The organism is Paenibacillus terricola, from assembly GCF_014779765.1.
Taxonomy (GTDB): domain Bacteria; phylum Bacillota; class Bacilli; order Paenibacillales; family Paenibacillaceae; genus Paenibacillus_T; species Paenibacillus_T terricola.
Map to the genome: position 1 here is coordinate 315,466 of NZ_JACXZA010000003.1, position 22,327 is coordinate 337,792.

Consider the following 22,327-nt stretch of genomic DNA (forward strand, 5'->3'; position numbering starts at 1 on the left):
GCAACGGAGCTTATGGAACACTCTTACATGAGCGGAAAATGGCAAGCAACTTCCCTTCCGTCCGACACCGACCGCAGCTCTGGCTCCTCCTGCATGCAGCGCGGACGAGCAATGGGGCAGCGGGTATGAAACCGGCAGCCGGCCGGTGGATTCGCCGGTGAAGGAACGTCCCCTTGCAGTACGATTCGCTCACTCTGATCCCTTGGGTCAGGCTTCGGGACAGCCGATAACAGCGCTGACGTGTACGGATGAAGCGGCTGCTTGAACAGCTCATCGGCTGATGATACCTCCACCAGTCGGCCCAAATACATAACGCCTACTCGATCGGAAATATGGCGAACAATATGAAGCCCATGCGCGATGAACAAATACGTTAGCCCAAGCTCACGCTGAAGCTCCATCAGCAAATTGACGATTTGCGATTGGACCGAAACATCAAGGGCAGACACAGCTTCATCGGCTACTACAAACGACGGCCGAAGCGCAATGGCCCGTGCAATGCCGATCCGCTGCCGCTGTCCGCCGGAAAATTCATGCGGGTAACGTCCTCTTAATGAAGGATCCAGTCCTACCCTCTCCATCAAATCAACGACACGCGCATCGATGTCTCGGGAAGACAGCTTCGTGTGAACACGGAACGGTTCTCCGATTATATCTCGAACGAGAAACCGCGGATTAAGCGAGCCGAACGGATCTTGGAAAATAAGCTGCATCCGCCCACGCAGCTCGCGAAGCTCGCGCGGTCTGCGCTCGCCGAGGCTGCTGCCTTCAAACCAAACCTCGCCTGCCGTTGCGGCTTGCAGCTGCAGCATCACTCGGCCAAGCGTTGACTTTCCGCAGCCTGATTCACCAACGAGCCCAAACGTTTCGCCTCGTGCGATTGCAAGCGATACCCGGTCAACCGCTCGGACCGAACCTACTGATCGATTAAGCAGTCCTTGCTTGATCGGAAAATATTTGGACACGCTTCTCGCTTCTATTAACGGGCTGCTTGTTGACGCCATGATCGGGTTGTCGGTTGACGCCAATTCGCTCCTCATCCCCCTGCCTCCCCATTGTCCGAATCTGGTGCCCCAGCAAAGCCAGCCGCCACATCTCCGTACAGCCAACATGCAGCTTGCTGCAACGTTCCAACCGTCATCATCGGCGGCGCCTCGCTTGTACATCTGGGCATTGCATGAGGACAGCGGGGATGAAATCGGCAGCCCGCCGGGAGCGCATGCAAAGATGGGACATGCCCTTGAATCGTGCGAAGCTCGCTAAGCCGCTCGCCCTCCATACTTGGCACCGACTGCATAAGTCCGACCGTATACGGATGCGCAGGTTGATCAAACAACGCTTCAACCGATCCTGTTTCCACAACAACGCCAGCGTACATGACGGCGATCTGATCTGCCATACGCGCAGCTACTCCCATGTCATGCGTAATGAGCAGCATGGACATGCCGAGCTCCCGCTGAAGCTGCTGCAGCAAATCAAGCAATTGCGCTTGTACTGTCACGTCTAACGCAGTCGTTGGTTCATCTGCAATCAGCAGCTCCGGCCTGCACGCAAGCGCAATCGCGATAACGACGCGCTGGCACATGCCGCCGGACAGCTCGTGCGGGTACTGCCTCGCACGTGTCTCTGGGTCTGGAATACCAACCATCCGCAGCAGATCAACCGCCATCTGCTTCGCTTCCGACTTGCGCTTCCGCTGATGCAACCGGATGCTCTCGGCAATCTGATCGCCGACCGTAAACACAGGATTGAGCGCTGACATCGGCTCTTGGAAGATCATCGCCATTTGATTGCCGCGAATCCGAATCATTTGCCGCTGCGTCTGATCCGTCAGTTCATTCCCTGCGAGACGAATGCTTCCTTCAAGAATGCGGCCGCCTGCGAATTCAAGCAGCCGCATAATGGCAAGCGACGTCACGCTCTTGCCGCTGCCTGACTCCCCGACGAGACACAACGTCTGTCCTTTGCCAATCGACAACGATACGCGGTCAATCGCCTTCACCGCGCCATTGTCCGTTGCGAAGCCTGCTGTTAAGTCCTTGATCGTAAGAAGCGGCTCCATGCACTCCACCTCCTTCGTTCCGCAACCGGTTGTTTTCGAGGATCAAGCGCATCGCGAATGCCGTCGCCAACGAAATTGACTGCAAGCACAACAATTAGAATGCACATCCCCGGATAGAGCGCCTGCAGCGGATCGAGCAGCATGAACTCCTGCGCATTACTGAGCATCAGCCCCCAGCTTGTATCCGGTGATTGAATGCCGAGTCCGAGATAGGATAAAGCGGACTCACTGAGAATAGCACCGCCAACCATTAAGGTAGCTGTAACGATAATCGGCACCGTCGCATTGCGAAGCAAATGACGGACAATGATGCCGGTATTCGAGACGCCAATTGCTCGTGCTGCTTCTACATACTGCATCTCTCGCAGCTGAAGGAACGTACCGCGGACGAGCCGCGCGACGCCCATCCAACTCGTGAAGGCGAGCACGAGAATCATATAACTGAACTTAGAGCCGAATATCGCAAGGATAAGAATGTTTAGAAACAACAGCGGCACAGCATTCATCACATCTACGAGGCGCATGAGAATCGCATCGATCCAGCCTCCGAAGTAGCCCGAGATAGAGCCAACAAGCGTGCCGATTAAGACGGAGACGAAAGCTACGGCAAAACCGACGGACAGCGACACTTGACCGCTGAAGAGCAGTCGTGACCATATATCGCGGCCCAGCTCATCGGTCCCGAGCAGATGATTGCCAGTCCCCGGCGGCGCATCTGCATTCAGCAGATCGATTCTCGCCGGATCATACGGGGCAATATAGTGTGCCAATGCCGCTAAAGCTATAAACAGAATGAGCACGAATAGCCCTGCAACCGCATAGGGATTGCGTCTGAACTTGTTTATCCCCGTACGCCATAATCCAGGTGGACGCTTCGGCAGCTTGCCGCTTAAGCGCACACCTGATTGAGATTTGGACACTGCAGCCCCTTCGTTTCGGTTGCTCCAACCTGGCTCTACTGCGGCAGCATGCTGACGCTCCTGCGTAGTCGCTTCATTCATGCAGCCGTCCCTCCTTTGCGCCCAAGCTGTACGCGAGGATCAACGAGCGCATAGAGCAGATCGGCAATGAAATTGCCTACGATGACGAGCACGGCTGTCACTATCGTTATTGCCATCAGCACGGAGTATTCCCGTGCTAATGCCATCTCGACGAACAGCCGCCCCATGCCCGGCCAGTTGAACACATTTTCCGTCAAAGCCGCTCCGCTCACGAGAATAGGAAGATCAAGCCCGATAATCGTAATGATCGGAATAAGCGCATTGCGCAGTCCATGCCGATAAATAACACGGCTTTCCCTTACGCCCTTCGCACGCGCTGTACGAATATAGTCCTGTTCCAGCACTTCCAGCATGCTGGTACGGGCATATTTGACATACCCCGCCAAGAAGCCAAGCGTCAGTACCGAAACAGGCAGTACGAGATGGAGCAGCAGATCGCCTATTTGCCCTTCCTTATCGATTGCCCACATGTCAGACAACGGCAGCCAGTTCAACTTCAAAGCGAACAGCTCCTGCAGCAGGATACCGAACCAGAATGTCGGCATCGCGAAACCGACATAGGAGATGAAAGACGCTGTCTGATCGGACCAGCCGTACGCCTTCGTACTGTTGTAGATCCCCCAAGGGATCGCAATGAACAGGGATAGCAACCAAGACGTACCCATTAGCACCATCGTATGTCCGACAGTCGGCCACAGGATCTGACCGACTGGCAGATGGTTCTTGAACGTATAACCAAGGTCGCCTTGCAGAAAGCCGCCCAGCCATTTCAAATACTGCAAGGGGAGAGGGCGATCCAAACCGAGATTATGCGCCTGCGCCTTCGCTGCTTCCTGCGACAGGCCGGGCGAGAGGAAGATTTGAGTCGGTCCGCCCGGCGCGGCATGTATAAGTCCGAATGTAACGATCGAGATGAGAAACATCACGATCAAGGATTGAATGAAGCGCCTAACCAAATACTCGGTCATATCGCCGCCTCCCAGCAGTATGAGTACGGTACTTTACGGCTTCTTACTTGGAATCAACCCACCAGTTGTTGATATGGAAGAAATATCCGTAAGGAAGCGTCGGCTCCGGCGCATCCTCCTTCGCATAGTTGATCTTCGGTCCAAGTCCTTCCGGCAAGCCGTATTGGTACATGAACACGTAAGGCAGGTCGGTCGAGATCTCTTTGCCTACCTCGGCATAGATTTGTTTGCGCGCATTCTGGTCGACCGTCGAATAGCCGTCCACCCACAGCTTGTCGAGCTTCTCATTCTTGTACCAACCCGAGTTCTGACCGTTCGGCGGAAAATATTTGGACGAGAAGATCGATTCTCCGTCTGGATCCGGATTGTTCAACGACCACGACAGCAGCACGGCTTCGTATTTGCCCGGCGTCAAGTTTTGCTCCACCCAAGCTGAGAAATCGACGGCCTTCGGCGTCATCTCGATTCCGACGTCCTTCAAGTTCTGCTGCATGACGGCCGCAACCTGCTCACGTCGGCTGTTGCCCGCATTGTATTGAAGTTCAAATGCGAACCGATGACCATCTTTTACGAGGATCCCGTCTTTGCCAGCTACCCAGCCGTCTTCAGCCAGCAGTTTCTTCGCCTGCTCAGCATCATAGCCGTAGTTCACGACCGCATCGCCTGGGTCGGCCCACGAGCCTGGCAAGAACGGCGCGTTCATCAGCTTGCCGGTTCCCTTGAGCACTTTGTCCACCATTCCCTGACGATTGAGGGCATAGGCGATTGCCTGTCTCGACTTCGGTGTCGAGAACGGAATGAACTTATCCTTGAAGTTGTCCGTTTTGAAGTTAAAGCCGACGTATTCATACAGCGGACCTGGCTCCAGCACGACGTTAATGTCGCTCTTCTGCTTGACTGCTTCCACCTGTGTTACCGGAATCGCCTGCGTCAGGTCGACGTCGCCTTTGATCAGCGCTTGAACCTCGGTATTCTGATCGGCGTATATTTTGAAAATCACCTTCTGAATATGAGGTTTCGGTCCCCAGTAATTCGGGTCTGCCTCGAGCGTCAGGTTCTGCTTCTGTTTCCACTCGGTCCACTTCCATGGACCATTCGTAACCGTCTTCGCCGGATCCGTGCCGTATGGATGCTTGAGCAGCTCCTCCGGCTTCACATCTTTCAGCACATGCGCGGGCACAATCGCGCTCGCGATGACATATTGGAACGGCGCGTATACTTGCTTCAACGTAATTCGTACCGTCTGGTCATCCACCTTCTCGACCGCTTCCACCTTATCGAATTGGCTGATGCCTGGCGAAGCGACCTTCGGATCGCGGATCGCATTGAAGGTGAACACGACATCGTCGGCCGTTACGGGTTGCCCGTCGCTCCATTTCGCTGTCGATTTTAACTTAATCGTATACGTTTTGCCATCGGCCGATATTTCAGGCTTCTCGGATGCGAGTGACCAAGGCTCAGCCGTCACATTGCCCTGCCGATCCAGATCATACAAGTTCGCGAACATGAAGAAGGCGGCATCGCCAGAGGAAGTATCCTGAATAAATAATGGATTTGCAGAGACGATGTCCGAGAATGAACTGATCGTGAGCGTGCCGCCATCGGTTGGCATACCTTCCGCCACAGCAGTTGCTGGGTCAGACGACTTGTCGCCTGTGGGCTCAGTCTGTGCCGGCGTATCTGTCTTGTCGACATCGTTATCGTTTGAACTAGACTTGCTGCAGCCTGCCACCATTACTCCTATCAGCAACACGGACAATGACAACATCAACCACTTTTTCACCGTATCACCCATCCCTCTCATTGGACGACGTTCCCTCGCCGCCTTGTTTTTATCTGTTATGTAAATTGGGTTATCTAGTTAAGCCGTATTGTATCACCGAAATTTTCGTTTGAGAATGAATGTAATCACAATTTTCTGAATATTGAAACTTTTAAACTAGAACCGCATTTTGAACACGTTACCATTATCCCAACCCCCATATAATCCCACATTCACTTGTAAATCCGTCAACGATTCGGTAACGTAGATGATAAATATCAGAAATGTGAAAGGAGCAGAAGAAACATGAGCAATAAGCCGCAAACGAATGAATACGCAGCACCCTTCGCTAAGTACATCGATCTGGTACCTGAGGGCGATCTTGTATCGATTCTAGTCGAACAGTCGGAGCAGCTGGTGCAGCTGCTGAGCGGAATCAGCGAAGAGCAGTCCCATTATCGATATGACGAGGGCAAATGGAGCATCCGTGAAGTCCTTGGTCATATTACAGACAACGAGCGTGTCTGGACCTACCGTCTCCTGCGTATTGCCCGTGGCGACCAGATATCCTTCCCAAGCTACGATGAGAACCAGTTCATGCAAAATGCCCGCTTCGACGAAATTCCGTTAAACGAGCTGTTGGATGAATTCGTCTCCTTGCGCAAGTCTGCCGTTTATTTGCTGAAAGGACTGCCTGCGGAAGCATGGGATCGCGCCGGCACGCTGTACGATCATCCTCTCACCACTCGCGCCGCTGCAGCTGTTGTCGCTGGACATGAGAAGCACCATTGCAACATTATTCGGGATCGGTATTTGCCCGAGTTAGGTTAATACACTGTTATTGACGAATTCCCAATAAGAGGCATATAATAACCTCTAACTTCATTATCGCATTGTGCCGATGACGAGCATCCAACTCCGAGGCGTTTTCGTCAAGAAGGCTGCGCTGGCTGCGCATTCTATCCTAAGCTAACCGGGCCCGCCCGTTACCGCGGATCAAAGATGGAGAACGATTGCCGTTCTTCGAATTTGGGTGGCACCGCGAGCAAGCGCTCCTCGTCCCAATCATGGGATAAGGAGCGCTTTATTTATTGTCCGAATAAATAGGAGGAATGCGAAATGACGACAAGACTGTACAATTTCAACCCGGGGCCAGCGGCGCTGCCGCTAGAGGTGTTGGAGCAAGCCAAGGAAACAACAGTGCAATACGGCGGGCGGGGAATCTCGATCATGGAGATGTCGCATCGGAGCAAACCCGTTGAACAGTTATCGGCAGAAACGGAACAGCTGCTTCTGGAGCTTGCCGGGCTGTCGCGGAACGAATATCGCGCGCTGTTTATGGGCGGCGGAGCAAGCACACAGTTCGCCATGCTGCCGCTTAACTTTCTGGCGGGAGGTCAGATAGCCGATTATATTTTATCCGGCAGCTTCTCGGAGAAAGCGCTGCACGAAGCACAGTATATCGGCCAGACCCGGATAGCAGCAAGCTCGCAAGCAGAGAAATGGCGTCGTACGCCCGATGTAAACAGCTTGCGCATTCAAGCGGATGCCGCGTACGTGCATATGACGACGAACAATACGATCGAAGGCTCGCGATTCAACATTTTTCCGGAGACAGGCGGGGTGCCGCTTATCGCAGATATGACAAGCGACTTGCTCAGTCGGAATATCGATTACAGCCGGTTCTCGATGATCTATGCCGGAGCGCAGAAAAACCTCGGCCCTGCAGGCATTACTGTCGTCATCATCCGCAGGGACATGCTAGAACGCTGCTCGAAGCAAATCCCGCTCATTTGGCGGTACGCCACTTATGCAAGCAACGACTCGCTGTATAATACACCACCGGTGCACGCGCTCTACTTGACGAACCTTGTACTTCAATGGACCAAACGGCAAGGCGGCGTTCAGCGGCTCGAGACGGTCAACCGCGACAAGGCTGCGCTCATCTATGAGGCAATCGACCGGAGCGGAGGGTTCTACGAAGGCATAATTGCTAGGGGCGACCGCTCGGATATGAACATCACTTGGCGGCTAGCAAGCAAGGAGCTGGAGCTGCTGTTCGTGCAAGAGTCGGAACAGCACGGCTTCGAGGGGCTGGCCGGGCACCGCAGCGTCGGCGGCATCCGCGCATCGGCGTACAACGCTGTTCCGCGCGCAGCTTGCGAGGCGCTTGCAGATTTCATGAATGACTTCATGCGGAGAAAGGGGTGATTCCCCTTTTCAATCCCCACTAGAATTAAATGTCCCTGCGGGACGAGCAACTTCAATCCTATTTATTGATACTACCCCGCCCAAACCCTCCCCTTCAAAGGGGAGGGCCCCAGAGGGCATCTGCCCTCTGGACTCCCTGAAGGACTGATCTAGGTACAACGAGGGGATTGGGAATGCTGGACTCGTCTAGGTTTGTTCGAACGTATGCACACGGTTCGACGCTCCCTTGATGGGTGCGTGCTGATGCTCGCTTTCGTCCCTGCGGGACACGCTCTACTTTAGCGCTCCTGCTGGGTCATCCTTTCGGGATTTAACACCGCAATAATTGTAATAAACACGATTGTTTGTCCCTGCGGGACGAGTGGCTTTAAACATACTCAAACTCTATTGATACTACCCCGCCCAAACCCTCCCCTTCAAAGGGGAGGGCCCCAGAGGGCATCTGCCCTCTGGACTCCCTGAAGGACTGATCTAGGTACAACGAGGGGATTGGGAATGCTGGACTCGTTTAGGTTTGTTCGAACGTATGCACACGGTTCGACGCCCCCTTGATGGGTGCGTGCTGATGCTCGCTTTCGTCCCTGCGGGACACACTCTACTTTAGCGCTCCTGCTGGGTCATCCCTTCGGGATTTAACACCCATAATCGTATGGAACCATTCCTAAACAAAAACCAAAAGCTAAGCATTCGGGACTTGTCCCTCGAATGCCTAGCTTTTGGTTTAGTATATTTCTCTTCCTATTGAGCTCTTAGATCCCAAAGGGATCAATGGCGGGTGCGCCAAAAGTAGAGCGTGTCCCAGAGGGACGAAAGCGAGTACCAGCACGCACCAACACAGGAGCATCGAACAGTATGCGCATGTGGACACGTCCCTAGTCACAATCAAATCAGCCCCATCCACTCAACGTCCCTAGACCAGTCCTTCGGGGGAGTCCAAAGGGCACAACCCTTTGGGGCCCTCCCTTGAAAGGGATTGGGTGGGTTGGACCCCGAGGGTTTGGGTGGGTTGAATCCCGAGGGTTTCGGTGGGTTGAATTACTTAAATACCGGAGCCTTAAACTGCTCCAGCTTCTCGCGCGAGGATTGTTCGACTTCTGCGTGCAGGCTGTTGCCGTGCGAGTCCATCGTTACGATAGCAGCGAAGCCTTCCGTTTGCAGATGCCACATTGCCTCTGGAATACCGAACTCCTTCAGGAAGTGAACGTCGTTCACCTTCTTGAAGCATTCTGCATAGTACTGCGCTGCGCCGCCGATTGCGTTCAAGTATACGCCGCCGTGCTCTTGAAGCGCCTTGAGCGTCTTCGCACCCATGCCGCCTTTGCCGATAACGGCGCGGATACCGAACTTCTTCATGACGTCGCCTTGGTAAGGCTCCTCGCGAATGCTCGTCGTTGGTCCAGCCGCTTTCACATGCCAGCCGTTGTCGTCCTTCAGCATAACAGGTCCGCAGTGGTAAATAACGCCGCCGTTCAGATCGATTGGGGAATCGTTGTCGATCAGGTAGCTGTGCAGCGCATCGCGGCCCGTGTGCATTTCGCCATCGAGAATAACGATATCGCCAACGCGCAGTTCACGCACTTGCTCCTCTGTCAGCGGCATCGTCATACGGAATTCTCTGCGCTCGCTCGCATCTGTCGATGCTACTTCTGCTGCTCCGCCCGCTTCCGCTCCTGCATTCATCGGCAGCTCCGAACCTTGCGGGTAGATCCATTCCTTCAGTTCGCCCGTTGCCGCATCAAGCAGTACGCCTTGACGGCGGAACGCCCAGCAGTTGTAAGCGACGGAGACGAAGAAGCTTGCTGGCAGACGGTTCATCACGCCAACTTTACAGCCGAGCAGCGTAACCGCGCCGCCGAAGCCCATCGTGCCGATGCCAAGCTTGTTAGCATTGTCCATCACATACTCTTCAAGCTTGCGCAGCTCTTCATTCGGGTTCGTATCGTCGACGCGACGGAACAGCTGCTGCTTCGCCAGCTCATAACCTGTCGTGCGGTCCCCGCCGATGCCAACGCCGATAAAGCCCGCGCTGCAGCCTTGGCCTTGCGCTTGGTAGATCGCATGCATGACGCACTTACGAATACCATCGAGATCGCGGCCAGCCTTGCCGAGTCCTTCGATCTCCATTGGAAGGCTGTATTGAATGTTCTTGTTCTCGCATCCGCCGCCCTTCAGGATGAGGCGAACATCAACGTCTTCTTGCTCCCATTGTTCAAAATGGATCACCGGCGTACCTGGTCCGAGGTTGTCGCCTGTGTTTGCACCTGTCAACGAGTCAACGGAGTTCGTACGGAGCTTGCCATCCTTCGTTGCGCGAGCGATCGCATTCTTGATCGCCGCTTTCATAACGATCTGATTCGCGCCCACCGGCGTGTGCACGATGAACGTCGGCATGCCTGTATCTTGGCAGATTGGCGAAACATTGCATTCCGCCATCTCGATATTGGTCGCAATCGTCGATAAGGACAAGCCGGCGCGCGTTGCGCGGTCCTCTGCCTCCTGCGCTGCTTTGATCGCGACGCGAACGTCTCCTGGGAGATTCGTAGAAGTCTCGACAATTAGTTTGTACACGCTATCTTCAAAATGCTGCATAATCGTATGATTGCTCCTCTCTAGTCGCTTAAACCACTAAGCTTTATAATAGCATAGATGGACAACGACGGGTACGAGCGGATCAGCGAGATAATTGAAGATATGAAGGGACTGAGCAAGCATGGAGAGCGATTTTTTTGCTTATATGTACCGTTTGAAATATATTGAACGCTGGAGCTTGATGCGGAATACGACGAAGGAGAGCGTAGCGGAACATTCCTTTCATGTCGGGCTGCTTGCTCACATGCTGTGCGAGATCGGCAACGCCATCTTCGGCAGGTCGCTGAACGCCGACCGTGCGGCTGCAATGGCGCTATTCCACGACGCGACCGAAGTGTTCACCGGCGACATTCCAACGCCGGTCAAACATCATAATCCGAAGATGCTTGCCAGTTTCCGCGAGATCGAAGCAATGGCTGCCGAGCGCCTGCACAGCATGGTGCCCGTGCCTCTGCGCCCAGCTTATGCTTCCCTGCTCGGCATTCACGCAGACAGCAGCCCGCCGATGGAAGCCGAGCAAGAGCTGCATGGAATGCTCAAAGCAGCCGACTTGCTGGACGCTTACCTCAAATGCGTATCCGAGGTCGCATCGGGTAACAGGGAGTTTGCCGTCGCGAAGATGGAGATCGAACAGAAGCTTGCGCAGCTCAGTATGCCCGAGGTTGATTGGTTCCTTGACCATTTGGCGCCTGGACTTGGCCGAACGCTGGATGAATTGAGTCGGGACGAACAATAGTCCTCGCTAGTTCATTGGCTTCATCAGCCAAGCCAACGGTTTGAACACCGCTAGCAGCAGCTGCGTTGGACCCGGCAAATGTCGCAAGTCCAACGCAGCCATCCCCCAACCAATAATGAGTAAGACGTAGAATATGATTCGATCGCGTTTCGGCTGCCTTTTCAACTGCTTCCACTCATTTATCCAGATCGCTAAAGCTGACAAAATAACGATAAACCAGAAATCAAAGCGCATCATGGAATGACCTCATCATGGGGCATCCCGTCCGGCGCTAGAATTAAGCCCGATCGCAAAATATGTGCCGTAATATCCATCGTCACCTTAACTTGAGGAAAACGCTTATCCCAATTCCCCTTCTCCTTTTCCCACTGCTTCGGATATTTGCGATGAAACGCCTTCGCGAAGTCGAATATGTCTGCATTGAACTTGTGCTGCGCTTGCTGCACAGTTAGTTCAATTCGATCGCGTACGTCCTTCTCGAACGCTTTATCCATCTTAGCAAGCAGCTGCGGATCGACGGGATTGTAAGCCGTGCCATTTTGCAGCATGTCTCCTTCAACATTCACCTTGACCTTAATCATCCATTGATCGCCTTGAATGAGAGGGGTCGTCTTAATATGTGCGACGATCGGCCGTAGTGAAATAGCACCTTGCGAACGCCCATCCATCCAGAAAGTAATAGTGTAGTCGCCTATGTCATCGTTTAACCACATCATTCCCCTTGTGACCTTCTCCGACATCACCCCGATCATACGATCCCCCTTCATCACAGCGCTCCCATAGACGTATGGAATCGTCTGTCCAGGAGCCGCTGCTTTGCTTTTCTTGAGAACGTGGATATAAGGAATGGCCAGCGCTTCAGAATCATCGACCAGCTTCGAATTCAATTGCTGCAGCGTCAATTTGTACCCGATATCCATCTCTGACAGCTTGCGCAGCGCTTCGGCCGAGGTTCGTTCCAGCGGAGGGAACAGCTCTAAGTTATCAGAGGCTTTGCCTGCGCTGACAAACACAAACGACCTCTCCCTTGGCTGTGGATGGCGTGACAGTAAATCGAGTGATTCTTGAATGCCTTTATGCGCAAGCTCCTCGCCAAAAATAAAGATTTTGCATTGCCCCCAGAACAGCTTCCGCGGCATTCTTCTCTGCAGCTTGGACAACGCATCAGCAACGTTAACGCCGCTCGCCGTCCTCACAGCGGTCTCCTTATTCATGCCTCCGCCGCCTCCACCCCCTCCGCCTGTACCGCCAACGCCGCTCTGACTGCGCGGCAACAGAAATTGAATCGTCGTCACAATATCGTTATTCTTGCCTTGATCAAGCGCGAGCGCAGTAACAAGAGCCAGGTCGTTCAATTCGTCCCTATCCCAGCAACCTGTCGTCATCGTCAGGACCAGGACGGCTGATACGGCATGGACAAGACGTATCATGTTCATCCGCCAACGCCCCCGTCATCCGCTGATTTCCTTCCTGTCAGCCAAGCAACGAGCAAGAGCAGTAAGGGAATGACATTCATAAACAACGGCGTCTCGAATGTACCCACTTTAACTAGCAGCTGCTGCATAACCGAGAAGTTCGGCAAATCCCAAATGCTGAACACGGATGCGAGAACGGCAATGGGAAGCACGACCGTTCGAAAGTCCGTAACGCCGAAGCATTGGCTGAATGCAGTCACCGTCGCATACAAGAAAACGGTTAGCTTCACGAAGTTGCCTGCTACCCACATCACAAGAAGCAGTGCCTCAAGATTTTCAAAAAAACCACCTATACTGATGTAACGGAATGCAACCAATATCGGGTACGCCTTGTTGCTTGTGTCCAGCCCCAACACTAACAGTACAATCAAGTTAATCAGCACCATGCTGACGCTCACTGCGCTAAGCGCAATATAACCCCATTTCATTCCTGCTTTCGAATCGGATACGTAGGGGAGGAAGAAGTTAATAAGGAACAACTCGCTGACCCAGCTTTGCGGCACTGCAGATGCTTTCAGAACCGGAACAATGCCATGGCTCATGAAGGGAAGAACATTGCCCCACTCGAGATCAGGCAGCAGCAATAATAAGAAAATAAGCGGAAAAACGAAACAGGTAGTGAAAATGAGAGCACTCTTGGCGATCACGCTAACTCCCCCCCGGACTGCATTGGAAACAAGGAGAAGCATGAGGACGATGACAAGCATCATCGGCGTTTTGATCAAAAAGTTATTTTTTACGAATTCCGCATACTCTCTCGAGACAACACCTGTTACATGCACGAGATTCAGAAAGTATAGCATGCCAATGATTTTACCTAGTGCCTTGCCAAGTATGCGCTCGCTGCATTCAACTACCGTCATCCTCGGAAACCGGGCGTGCAAGCTTGTTGCTGCAGCTACACTCAAAATCCCCGTTCCGAGTACAACTAGCCCTATCATCCAGAAGTCATAAGGAGCATAAGATGCGGCAAGTGATGGCAGCGCCAGAAAGCCGGTCGCCATCACAGTAGGATAGAGGATGAACGCGAGCTGCATCGGTGTAATCATCTCATTTTTCTTCATCATCATCCCCCTCCATTCCTTCATTTCTCAAGTTCCCGTCCTTATTGATTATCCGGCATCTGATTCGGCGCCTCACGTTTTGTCTGCGGCTTACTATTCAGCTGGGGCCGAATATCAAGCGCCCACCAAGGCGCACGCATTACAATATCTTTGATATCACTGCGCTGCATCGTCGTAATCGACTGCAGATATGGCATTCCGAACGATTGCAGTCTGCACAGGTGCAGCACAATGAGTATAATTCCCATCATTATGCCCAGAAGCCCAAGCGTGCCTCCTAGAAAAATAAGCGGAAAACGGAGCATTCGTATTGCAATCCCCGCTATATAACGCGGAAGCATGAATGAAGCAATGCCCGTTATCGCAACGACGATCACCATCGGAGCTGAGACAAGCCCTGCTTGTACCGCCGCTTGGCCGACTACAAGCGCGCCAACGATACTGACGGCTGCGCCTACCTGCTTCGGCAGCCGAACGCCCGCTTCACGGAGCGCTTCGAACGTAACCTCCATGAGCAGCGCCTCGAAAAGCGCCGGGAACGGAACCGGCTCGCGAGAAGTCGCCATACTGCTGAGCAGTGCTCCTGGTACCATCTCCTGATGGTAGCTTGTTACCGCCACATAGAATGAAGGTAGAACGAGCGAAATGAAGGCGAAAATATACCGCAGCCAGCGAATTAATGTCGAAGGCCAGAAACGCTGATAATAATCCTCTGGCGATTGCAGAAGGCTGAACAACGATATCGGCGCGATCAAGGCGTGAGGCGTCCCCTCCGTAAGAATTGCAATTCTCCCTTCCAACAGAGCTGCGCATACTACGTCCGGTCTTTCTGTATTCAGAAGCTGCGGAAAAGGCGATCGAGGATTGTCCTCGATCATTTCTTCGATATAGCCGCTCTCTAATATGCCGTCGATCCGAATGCCTTCCAGCCTTGTTCTTGCCTCTTGCAGCAATGCAGTGTCAGCCAGTCCTTCGATATAGACAAGCACAACATTCGTCTGCGTATATTCACCTATTACAATCTTCTCTAATTTCATCAGCGGACTCTTGATAATACGACGAAGCATCGACGTGTTCACGCGAAGCGTCTCGGTAAAACCTTCTCTTGGTCCCCGAATAGTTGACTCTGCTTCAGGCTCTTCGATTGCGCGTTTCTCCCAGCTGGGCAGCCCGAAAGCGAGACCTGATGCTTCTTGATCCCGAAGGAGTACGGGCTGTCCGTTCGATATCGCGCTTATGCAATCTCCAATTGTAGCAACAGCTTTCATATCCGAGACGGAAATCCGCTGTTCAGCTAGTCGGATCAGATTCAATTCCTTCGGGCCGTCGGCATCCATTAAGGGGGTAACAATATACCGGTCAGCTTTATCCGTATCAATCAGACCATCGATATAGACCAGAGCTGCATCCGTAACTCCTCCAATGGCGAACCTGCGCACAATGACATCGGAACAATTCGAATAGAGTGCCTGTAGACGCTGCACATTGTCAGCGAGGGAAAGAACCAGCTCCTGCTTCTCCTCCTCTGTCAGCTCGCGGCGATTGCGCGGGACACGAGATGCGGATGCCGTCGGCTTATATCGTGTTCTCATAGCCCCACACCGCTCCTTCTGTCTGAAGTCCCAAGACACCTGTTTCCATTTGTTAGAATGAACCGTTGCGCGCTTATTATGCAAAATCTTCTATTCGAATTACACAAAAAGGCTGAGCGGACGATTACCTCGCCTGCTCAGCCTCTTCACTTTCATCCCGTTTCTATTAATAACGATGCTTACCTTACTCCAAACCGTCACTGCCTCGCAGCCTCTGCATCGAATCCCTAACAGCCGCATAGAACGGACGCCATGCAGGCAGTGCATCTACTGGCCCGGGCGCATCTTCGATCGGGCTTTCCTGTGAATCCACGACGTCCGGTTGCTCTGCAGCAGCTGTATGTTCGCGCTCCGGCTGCTTATCCTGATTTTCCTCTGAACGTTCCATCTGCTTCGCCTCCTGACCGCATGAAACCACCTATCGCCTACGGTTGCACCTTTATTGCATGTTATTTGCTTATGTTTACTGCCTTCCGAACCGATCATGACGCAGAGCAAACAGCTCACGCAGCTCGTCGGTCGACATCTCCGTCACCCACTGCTCCGTCTGACTGACTATCTGGTCGTTAAGCATCTGCTTACGGTCGATCATCTGGTCGATTCGCTCCTCCAGCGTTCCAAGCGTCACGAATTTGTGCACCTGCACTTTCTTCGTCTGGCCGATTCGGAATGCGCGGTCCGTTGCTTGATTCTCTACCGCCGGATTCCACCAGCGGTCGAAGTGGAATACATGGTTCGCCGCCGTCAGGTTAAGCCCTGTGCCGCCTGCCTTCAGCGACAGTACGAACGCACAGCCTGGCTCGGACGTGTCCTTGAATCGTTCGATCATCGCATCGCGCTGCGCTTTCGGCACACCGCCATGCAAATACGGCACCGGCATTCCCGTACGCTCCTCCAGCAACCGCTTGAGCATCATGCCCATATCGACGAACTGGGTAAATATAAGGCAGCGCTCGCCTTCAGCCGCAATTTCCTCTACCATCTCCAGCACGCGCGTCGTCTTGTTCGATCGCTCGGCGTCCCATTCGGTGCCAGTCACTCCATCGCCCAGCAGCAGCTGCGGATGATCGCATAGCTGCTTCAGCTTCGTCAACGCTGACAGAATACGTCCGCGTCGTTTCATCGGACCTTCTTTGTCCAGATTATTAAGCAAATCCGAGACGATGTTCTCATACAACGCGCCTTGCTCGGCTGTAAGCGATACGAACATCTTCGCTTCGCTCTTATCCGGCAGCGAATCGATAATGGTCGGATCGCTCTTCACTCTCCGAAGCATGAAAGGCCGCGTCCAGCGCTGCAGCCCCGCGATTGCCTCCGCATCGCGGGTCCGTTCAATCGGTGCGATAACATGCTGGCGGAACTCGCCCAGTCTGCCCAGATAACCCGGGCTTATGAAATCAAAGATGGACCACAGCTCTGTCAGTCGGTTCTCCATTGGCGTACCGGTCATCGCAATGCGATGGTATGCATGCAGCCGGCGGATCGAAGCTGACTGTTTCGTGTTTACGTTCTTAATATTTTGCGCTTCGTCAAGACAGAGTACGTTCCATTCAACCTGACCAAGTTCATCCTCATCGAGCGGAACGAGCGAATAGGATGTAATCACAAGATCAGCCTCATTAGCCGCTGCTTCGAACGCTGGGCCTTTATCACGCTTCGGGCCGTAATGCAGCATCACGCGCAAATCCGGTGCGAATCGTTCGAGTTCCTTCTCCCAGTTGCCGATAACGGATGTCGGACAGACAAGCAATGACGGGCCGCCGCGTCCGGTGCCCTCCTCGAACTTCTGCTTCACGCTAAGCAAATATGCCGTAAACTGAACGGTCTTACCAAGTCCCATGTCATCTGCCAAAATCGCACCAAGTCCGAACCGTCGCAGAAACGAAAGCCACGACACGCCTTGATGCTGATAAGGACGAAGTTCGCCGTGGAACGTCGGCGGAATTTCGACGCTCGGAACGCCATTCGTCTGCTGCAGCTGCTCCAGCCACTTGGACAGATGGCTGTTCAGCTCTACTTCCGCCGCCAGCGAGATGCCGTCATCTTCATCGCCGTCCGTGATCGGCGACGTGCCGCGCAGATGCATCTCCAGCACGTCTCGCAGCGTCAATCCTTTGCGTTTGCCGACCTGCTTCATCCATTTCTTGATCCGATCGACGTCGGCAGGCTCCAGGTGAACCCATTCGCCTCCGACACGCAGCAGCCTCCGGTTGTCTGCTGCGAGCTTCATAAACTCCGCTTCGGATAGATCCAGATTGCCGACCGCAAGCTTCCAATCGAACTGGACTAACTCATTCAAGCCAAACATCGGCTGCTCAGCCGAGCCAACAGATGACTTCATCTTCGCCTTCAAGCGGAACTTGCGGGAGCGTACCGTCTCCCACCACGAGGGCAGCAGCACTGGACAACCCGTCTGCAGCAGCTTTAAACTTGTCGATTCCAGGAAGGTGTACGCTTCGTTATCTGTCAGTTCAGAATGAAGGCGTCCATCGCTATCGATCAGCTCTGGAGCGGTCGTCTGCCATTTGCGACGCTCGCGGTCAAGCCGCTCCTCCAGCAGTGGAAGCCATTCCTCCGGAATCTGCTCTTCGGTGCTGATAGGCATATAATGACCCGCTTCCAGATCCACTAGCGGAATCCACGGCCCTCCATCTCGATGTTGAACAGCCGGACGGAGCCGCCAGCCATGCTCTTCATCAGGCTCAGTCAGCTGCAAGGCCGTACGGAAAGGAAACAGGTCCTTCCGTATGCCCGCCGCCACAAGCCAGTCCTCTTCATCTGCGGCACCGCCACGCAGCACGGCTGAACCAATGCCCGACAGCGTCGAATGCCAGGCTGTAGATACAGCCGAATCCGTCTCAATCAAGCTGTTCACAGCTGTCGTCAGCCACTCGTCTATTGCGCCTGGCTGCCCCGCTTCATCCCATAGCTGCTGAATCTGCTGCAGCCTCGCCGCTGCTTCAGGCTCTGAAGCTGGAGCATCCGGCCGCCATGCCGGTCTTTCCGCAGTCCAGCGTACGCCATCAGGAACGAACCATCCGTTCTGCAGCGAATCCCACAGCCAGACAGCTGTATCACGTACGCGATCCCCTTCAGGCGTCCACCCATAATGCAGCATCCGAACTGGCTTAGGGAGCGACAAATATTCAACCGCAAGCAGAGGCGGCAGTAAAATCATCGTACGACCGAACGCTTCCTTCTTCTCGATCTCCGAGCCATACCACGAAGGCGCATGCCAGGCGAACAGCAGCCGTTTCAGTCTGCCGGCATAGCCGTTATTCTGACGCTCCTCCATCACATACACGCCTTCGCCAGAAGCCCAGCGGGCATCCAGTATGAGCGGTTGATTCGTATCTATTCCTCTCATGGGCGTATATTTCCTTTCGCCATTTCTTCCTGCAGCGCACGCAGACGGTGATACTTATCGTTAAGCGACTGGACATATCGACCCCATTGCTGATCCCGTTTCAACGTCTTATACAACTTCTCCAGCTTCTTCATCAACTTGACGGCTTGCTTATAACCTTGCCGATTGCGTGACAGAATCGCATCATCAATCGCTTGATGAAAAATCGGCAGCAGCGACTGCGGCGATGACTTGGAAGCCTCGCGCAAATCTTTGCCATCTAACTCATCCGGCGACATGCCCATCAGCAACTGCAGATCCGCCCATTCTTCGTAACGTCCCTGCTCCATCCAATGATCGGCAAGCGAGCTGTAGGAGTACGGCAGCAGCGCTGTCATCCAATTCGCCCATTTCGGATTGCCTGGCTGCGCTTGATCGGCTTCTCTGCAGAGGAATAGGAACGGGACTAGCGCCCGTGAATTAGCCCCCTTCGAGCGGTGCTCGAAGAAGAAACTCATCCAAATATCAAAGCTTTCCCAATTGCGCTCCGTCAGCCTAGTCTGCGCGTACATCTGCACGAGCGGTTCGATCGGATCGATTGGAGCATTAGAAAGCCGCGCGACTGCTTCTACATCTCTGCCCTCGAACATATCCAGCGCAGCAAGCGCAATCGCAGCAAAATGACTTCCGCGCTTCGTTCCATCTGAAGGTGCTGCGTTGGCATCCTGCTCTTCCAGCCGAACCCGCTCATCCGCACGCCATTGATCATCATCAAGCCTACCGGACGTCAGGCTGAGATAGAGAAAATCCCATCGAAATAGCTCATTGTCGGTATCTCCCGCGTGCGTCCGCGCAAACTCGGTCACAGTATCGAACCAGTCAAGCTGCCGTTGTTCCCATTGCTGCCAATGCTTCTGCTCTGCCGCCAGCGATTCGAACTGCTCGATCCATGGCTCAGCCATCCGAGTAAAGCTCATCTGCTGATAATATTTGCTGAATGGATCAACAAGCGAGAATGCTTTCTCCGCCTGCCGCAGCGTGAAGAGGATAGCCAGCATCCATTCATATTGCTGAATGGTCTTGTTCCAATCGCGCGCAATTCCTTTCAGTCCCTGCAAGACCGATTGCAGCGGATGCAGCGAGTATCGGCACTGCTTCCACGCCTCGCCGTACTGCTCCTCCATCTGGGTCGTAATACGCCGATGATCTTCGGAGGGCAGCCCCATTCTGCTGGTTGACGTCTGCGACTCCGGCGCAGCGGACAATCCCATGAGTCTGCGTCTGGCATCCTCAGGTGACCGTGTACCCGACTTGTCGCACGCGGCAAAATAAACCGCCGCCATATGCTTGCAATGCTCCGGATTCGGGCAAGTGCAGGTGCTGTAGTTAAAATCGCTCACGTCGAGCATAACGCTGTACATATCGGAGCCTCGAACGGCTCCGATGAGCGTATCGCCATCCATCAACTTAATGTGTTGAACACGATCTTTTATATAATAGTCCCAGCCGCGATCTACAATAGCCGGGGACAGATGTTGTGCAAGCTCTGTTTCGAGTGCGAGCAGCAGCATTTGTTCGGTTTGGAATAAGGAGTCCATGCACCCACTCCGTTCATCTGACATTCGTTTTATTATACCATATTTGCCGCTTGTTTCACGTCTGCTTCAATATGAATTGCATGAACAACAACAGGGCCGCCCGCCAATGTCGAATTGGCGCAGCAGCCCTATTGGGTTAAAACCTTTAATAATGCGGCAACCGTACGGCAAAGACGATATTTCCATCTTCATCCGCTTCAACCTGCAGCGTACCTTTATAAGAAGTTACGATTTCCTTCACGATCGGCAAGCCAAGACCTTGATGAACGCCCTTCTTCGTCGAAAAGCCTTGATCAAACAGCTTGCCTTCCTCCGCGATTCGATGGGCATCATCGCATGTATTGCGGATGACGAACTCCAGACTATTGTCGACAAGCACGCCCTCCAGCCGGATCAACCGCCGATCCTCTGGATATTTCATCACTTCATCGAATGCGTTATCGATCAGATTGCCGATCACACGGGTAAGGTCCAGCGACTTCATACCGAAGTCCAGCTTATCAAGTCCATGGAAACTGTTCTCGAAACGAACCTTCTTCTCCTGCGCCTGCGCAAGCTTCGATCGAATAAGCGCTGCAATCGCCGGATTGCCGATATTAATCATCTCATTGGTGAGCTGAATTTCACCAGTCAGCTCCCTCATGAAATCCTTCAGCTCGGTGGTTTTGCCCAAGTCGACAAGAGACTGTATCGTCTGTACATAGTTGAGAAAATCATGCCGCTGCGCTTTGACGGACACGAGCAGCTGGTTGATCTCTTCCACATACGTTACTTGCGTCTCCTTCACGACCTCGTTGCGAGAGCGACGGAAGTAATTCAGAATCAACAGGACAAGCAATGCGCTCAGCACAGTAATGAATGTAATGATAAGGCCGATGTTAAGGAACTGCGCATCAAGCGAGTCCTGTACAAACTTATAGTCCGATACGATCGTCAGAATGTATCGATCCAGCGAATTGCCAGCTTTATCAAGTACGCTGGATCCCTTCGGGATTTGAACGGGGATATACGTTTTGATGACATGAGTGCCGTTAGCAATCGCATTCACAGTCACAATTCGATTAGACTGATATGCCTTATCGACATTGTTGACATCGTCCTTCAGCTTATAAATGTAATCTCCATATATAATCGGCGCCTGCGTAATATGCTCGACCCACTCGCCATTACTATTCTTCGTCAGAACAGGCTTGCCAAGCGAGAACGTATCCGGGTTTACCGCGGTAATCTCCAATAGGGAAGCATTGTCCTCTATCGCACGTTTGATAAGCCGGTTTACGCCTGTCGCATCCTCGTATTGCTTCATCATATCGTTACTAATGTAGGGATCCAGCATATAGTTCGTGGAGCCATCATAGTAATAGCCCCATTTATATACCTTATCTACGTCGGTGGTAGCAACTTCATAAGGCCCAGTCCAGAAGTGATTCAGCGCCTGTCCCCATTTGACCGATACCGGCCTCAAGGCGAATAGCTGCTGAAATGCTTGGTACCATGGGTTCCATGTCTTAGAACTTGCACCCAGTTCCTTCGGATCAGACGATTTCTCGATAATAATATCGTCCTTCGCCTCGTTAGGGCGGAACAACGAGATATGATTGACGTCGAGCTTCGCCGACAATTCCGTCAACTGCTCGTTCGTCACCTTGTCGATATCAGGATCGAGCGCATATTGCGCAGCAATCGAAACAGCCCGCAGTTCGCGGCCAATCTGATTCTGGAATACTTCGCCGCCAAGCCGCGATTGTTCAATCGACAGCTGAATTTGCTTCGCTACGGCAAGCATCTCATGTTTCATACTATTCTCAAGCGATCGTTTCGCTGTGAAATAATAGATCGTATTATTCACTCCGATAAGGAGCAATAATCCTATAATCGCTACTACCCATATCCTGCGCCGCATCATGAATGTCCGTTACTCCT

General features: G+C 53.2%; 17 protein-coding genes. 3 read left to right on the forward strand and 14 right to left on the reverse strand.

Annotated features, from left to right (window positions below):
• Positions 1 to 23: 23 nt before the first annotated feature.
• The 5 genes from H8B09_RS13630 to H8B09_RS13650 are packed head-to-tail and all read right to left on the reverse strand — an operon-like array spanning position 24 to position 5,826.
• Positions 24 to 1,040, reverse strand: coding sequence for an ABC transporter ATP-binding protein (locus H8B09_RS13630; RefSeq protein ID WP_318152615.1), 1,017 nt, complete (start codon positions 1,038 to 1,040; stop codon positions 24 to 26).
• The gene (locus tag H8B09_RS13635; RefSeq protein ID WP_191204075.1) at positions 1,037 to 2,062 is read right to left on the reverse strand and encodes an ABC transporter ATP-binding protein; all 1,026 of its coding nucleotides are present in this window, start codon (positions 2,060 to 2,062) and stop codon (positions 1,037 to 1,039) included. Before H8B09_RS13635 ends, H8B09_RS13630 begins: the two co-directional genes overlap by 4 nt.
• The gene (locus H8B09_RS13640) at positions 2,032 to 3,063 is read right to left on the reverse strand and encodes an ABC transporter permease (protein WP_191204076.1); all 1,032 of its coding nucleotides are present in this window, start codon (positions 3,061 to 3,063) and stop codon (positions 2,032 to 2,034) included. Before H8B09_RS13640 ends, H8B09_RS13635 begins: the two co-directional genes overlap by 31 nt.
• Positions 3,060 to 4,031 (reverse strand): ABC transporter permease, encoded by a 972-nt coding sequence (locus H8B09_RS13645; RefSeq protein WP_191204077.1) that lies wholly within the window; start codon positions 4,029 to 4,031, stop codon positions 3,060 to 3,062. The genes H8B09_RS13640 and H8B09_RS13645 overlap by 4 nt, the downstream gene beginning before the upstream one ends.
• A 43-nt stretch (positions 4,032 to 4,074) precedes the next feature.
• Complete coding sequence (locus tag H8B09_RS13650) at positions 4,075 to 5,826, reverse strand: peptide-binding protein (RefSeq protein ID WP_191204534.1); 1,752 nt, start codon at positions 5,824 to 5,826, stop codon at positions 4,075 to 4,077.
• A gap of 273 nt (positions 5,827 to 6,099) precedes the next feature.
• Here H8B09_RS13650 and H8B09_RS13655 point away from each other — a divergent pair, with 273 nt between their 5' ends.
• Together H8B09_RS13655 and serC are read left to right on the forward strand one after the other, a co-directional pair.
• Positions 6,100 to 6,624: a DinB family protein gene (locus H8B09_RS13655; protein WP_191204078.1), complete on the forward strand. Its 525-nt coding sequence runs from the start codon at positions 6,100 to 6,102 to the stop codon at positions 6,622 to 6,624.
• A 288-nt stretch (positions 6,625 to 6,912) separates the two neighbouring features.
• Positions 6,913 to 8,004: a 3-phosphoserine/phosphohydroxythreonine transaminase gene (gene serC / locus H8B09_RS13660; protein WP_191204079.1), complete on the forward strand. Its 1,092-nt coding sequence runs from the start codon at positions 6,913 to 6,915 to the stop codon at positions 8,002 to 8,004.
• Positions 8,005 to 9,039: 1,035 nt separating this feature from the next.
• Here serC and H8B09_RS13665 read toward each other — a convergent pair.
• Entirely contained in the window at positions 9,040 to 10,593 is a 1,554-nt protein-coding gene (locus H8B09_RS13665) for a FumA C-terminus/TtdB family hydratase beta subunit (RefSeq protein WP_191204080.1), read from the reverse strand.
• Positions 10,594 to 10,714: 121 nt separating this feature from the next.
• On the opposite strand from H8B09_RS13665, the gene yfbR reads away from it, so the two are divergent.
• Positions 10,715 to 11,329 (forward strand): 5'-deoxynucleotidase, encoded by a 615-nt coding sequence (gene yfbR / locus H8B09_RS13670; RefSeq protein WP_191204081.1) that lies wholly within the window; start codon positions 10,715 to 10,717, stop codon positions 11,327 to 11,329.
• Positions 11,330 to 11,335: 6 nt separating this feature from the next.
• Here the strand turns inward: yfbR and H8B09_RS13675 are convergent, their stop codons facing one another.
• The 8 genes from H8B09_RS13675 to H8B09_RS13710 all read right to left on the reverse strand — a co-directional run bounded on the left by H8B09_RS13675 (position 11,336) and on the right by H8B09_RS13710 (position 22,310).
• The gene (locus tag H8B09_RS13675; protein WP_191204082.1) at positions 11,336 to 11,566 is read right to left on the reverse strand and encodes a hypothetical protein; all 231 of its coding nucleotides are present in this window, start codon (positions 11,564 to 11,566) and stop codon (positions 11,336 to 11,338) included.
• A complete protein-coding gene (locus H8B09_RS13680) occupies positions 11,563 to 12,765 on the reverse strand; it encodes a Ger(x)C family spore germination protein (RefSeq protein WP_191204083.1) in 1,203 nt (400 codons plus the stop codon). The genes H8B09_RS13675 and H8B09_RS13680 overlap by 4 nt, the downstream gene beginning before the upstream one ends.
• Positions 12,762 to 13,874: a GerAB/ArcD/ProY family transporter gene (locus tag H8B09_RS13685; RefSeq protein ID WP_224753584.1), complete on the reverse strand. Its 1,113-nt coding sequence runs from the start codon at positions 13,872 to 13,874 to the stop codon at positions 12,762 to 12,764. Before H8B09_RS13685 ends, H8B09_RS13680 begins: the two co-directional genes overlap by 4 nt.
• 35 nt (positions 13,875 to 13,909) lie before the next feature.
• A complete protein-coding gene (locus tag H8B09_RS13690) occupies positions 13,910 to 15,460 on the reverse strand; it encodes a spore germination protein (protein ID WP_191204085.1) in 1,551 nt (516 codons plus the stop codon).
• Between the two features lie 184 nt (positions 15,461 to 15,644).
• Positions 15,645 to 15,848, reverse strand: a complete 204-nt coding sequence (locus H8B09_RS13695; RefSeq protein WP_191204086.1) for a hypothetical protein — start codon at positions 15,846 to 15,848, stop codon at positions 15,645 to 15,647.
• Between the two features lie 75 nt (positions 15,849 to 15,923).
• Positions 15,924 to 18,827, reverse strand: coding sequence for a DEAD/DEAH box helicase (locus tag H8B09_RS13700; protein WP_191204087.1), 2,904 nt, complete (start codon positions 18,825 to 18,827; stop codon positions 15,924 to 15,926).
• Positions 18,824 to 20,404, reverse strand: coding sequence for an SWIM zinc finger family protein (locus tag H8B09_RS13705; RefSeq protein WP_191204088.1), 1,581 nt, complete (start codon positions 20,402 to 20,404; stop codon positions 18,824 to 18,826). The genes H8B09_RS13700 and H8B09_RS13705 overlap by 4 nt, the downstream gene beginning before the upstream one ends.
• Before the next feature lie 145 nt (positions 20,405 to 20,549).
• On the reverse strand, positions 20,550 to 22,310 hold the full coding sequence (locus H8B09_RS13710; RefSeq protein WP_191204089.1) for a sensor histidine kinase: 1,761 nt from the start codon (positions 22,308 to 22,310) through the stop codon (positions 20,550 to 20,552).
• Positions 22,311 to 22,327 lie beyond the last annotated feature (17 nt).

Coding starts and splice junctions, on each gene's coding strand:
- H8B09_RS13685 (WP_224753584.1), bottom strand. CDS start 13,874: ATGATGATGAAGAAAAATGAGATGATTACACCGATGCAGCTCGCGTTC.
- H8B09_RS13700 (WP_191204087.1), bottom strand. CDS start 18,827: ATGAGAGGAATAGATACGAATCAACCGCTCATACTGGATGCCCGCTGG.
- H8B09_RS13705 (WP_191204088.1), bottom strand. CDS start 20,404: ATGGACTCCTTATTCCAAACCGAACAAATGCTGCTGCTCGCACTCGAA.
- H8B09_RS13635 (WP_191204075.1), bottom strand. CDS start 2,062: ATGGAGCCGCTTCTTACGATCAAGGACTTAACAGCAGGCTTCGCAACG.
- H8B09_RS13695 (WP_191204086.1), bottom strand. CDS start 15,848: ATGGAACGTTCAGAGGAAAATCAGGATAAGCAGCCGGAGCGCGAACAT.
- H8B09_RS13710 (WP_191204089.1), bottom strand. CDS start 22,310: ATGATGCGGCGCAGGATATGGGTAGTAGCGATTATAGGATTATTGCTC.
- H8B09_RS13650 (WP_191204534.1), bottom strand. CDS start 5,826: ATGGGTGATACGGTGAAAAAGTGGTTGATGTTGTCATTGTCCGTGTTG.
- H8B09_RS13655 (WP_191204078.1), top strand. CDS start 6,100: ATGAGCAATAAGCCGCAAACGAATGAATACGCAGCACCCTTCGCTAAG.
- H8B09_RS13630 (WP_318152615.1), bottom strand. CDS start 1,040: ATGAGGAGCGAATTGGCGTCAACCGACAACCCGATCATGGCGTCAACA.
- H8B09_RS13675 (WP_191204082.1), bottom strand. CDS start 11,566: ATGATGCGCTTTGATTTCTGGTTTATCGTTATTTTGTCAGCTTTAGCG.
- H8B09_RS13640 (WP_191204076.1), bottom strand. CDS start 3,063: ATGAATGAAGCGACTACGCAGGAGCGTCAGCATGCTGCCGCAGTAGAG.
- H8B09_RS13680 (WP_191204083.1), bottom strand. CDS start 12,765: ATGAACATGATACGTCTTGTCCATGCCGTATCAGCCGTCCTGGTCCTG.
- yfbR (WP_191204081.1), top strand. CDS start 10,715: ATGGAGAGCGATTTTTTTGCTTATATGTACCGTTTGAAATATATTGAA.
- H8B09_RS13645 (WP_191204077.1), bottom strand. CDS start 4,031: ATGACCGAGTATTTGGTTAGGCGCTTCATTCAATCCTTGATCGTGATG.
- serC (WP_191204079.1), top strand. CDS start 6,913: ATGACGACAAGACTGTACAATTTCAACCCGGGGCCAGCGGCGCTGCCG.
- H8B09_RS13665 (WP_191204080.1), bottom strand. CDS start 10,593: ATGCAGCATTTTGAAGATAGCGTGTACAAACTAATTGTCGAGACTTCT.
- H8B09_RS13690 (WP_191204085.1), bottom strand. CDS start 15,460: ATGAGAACACGATATAAGCCGACGGCATCCGCATCTCGTGTCCCGCGC.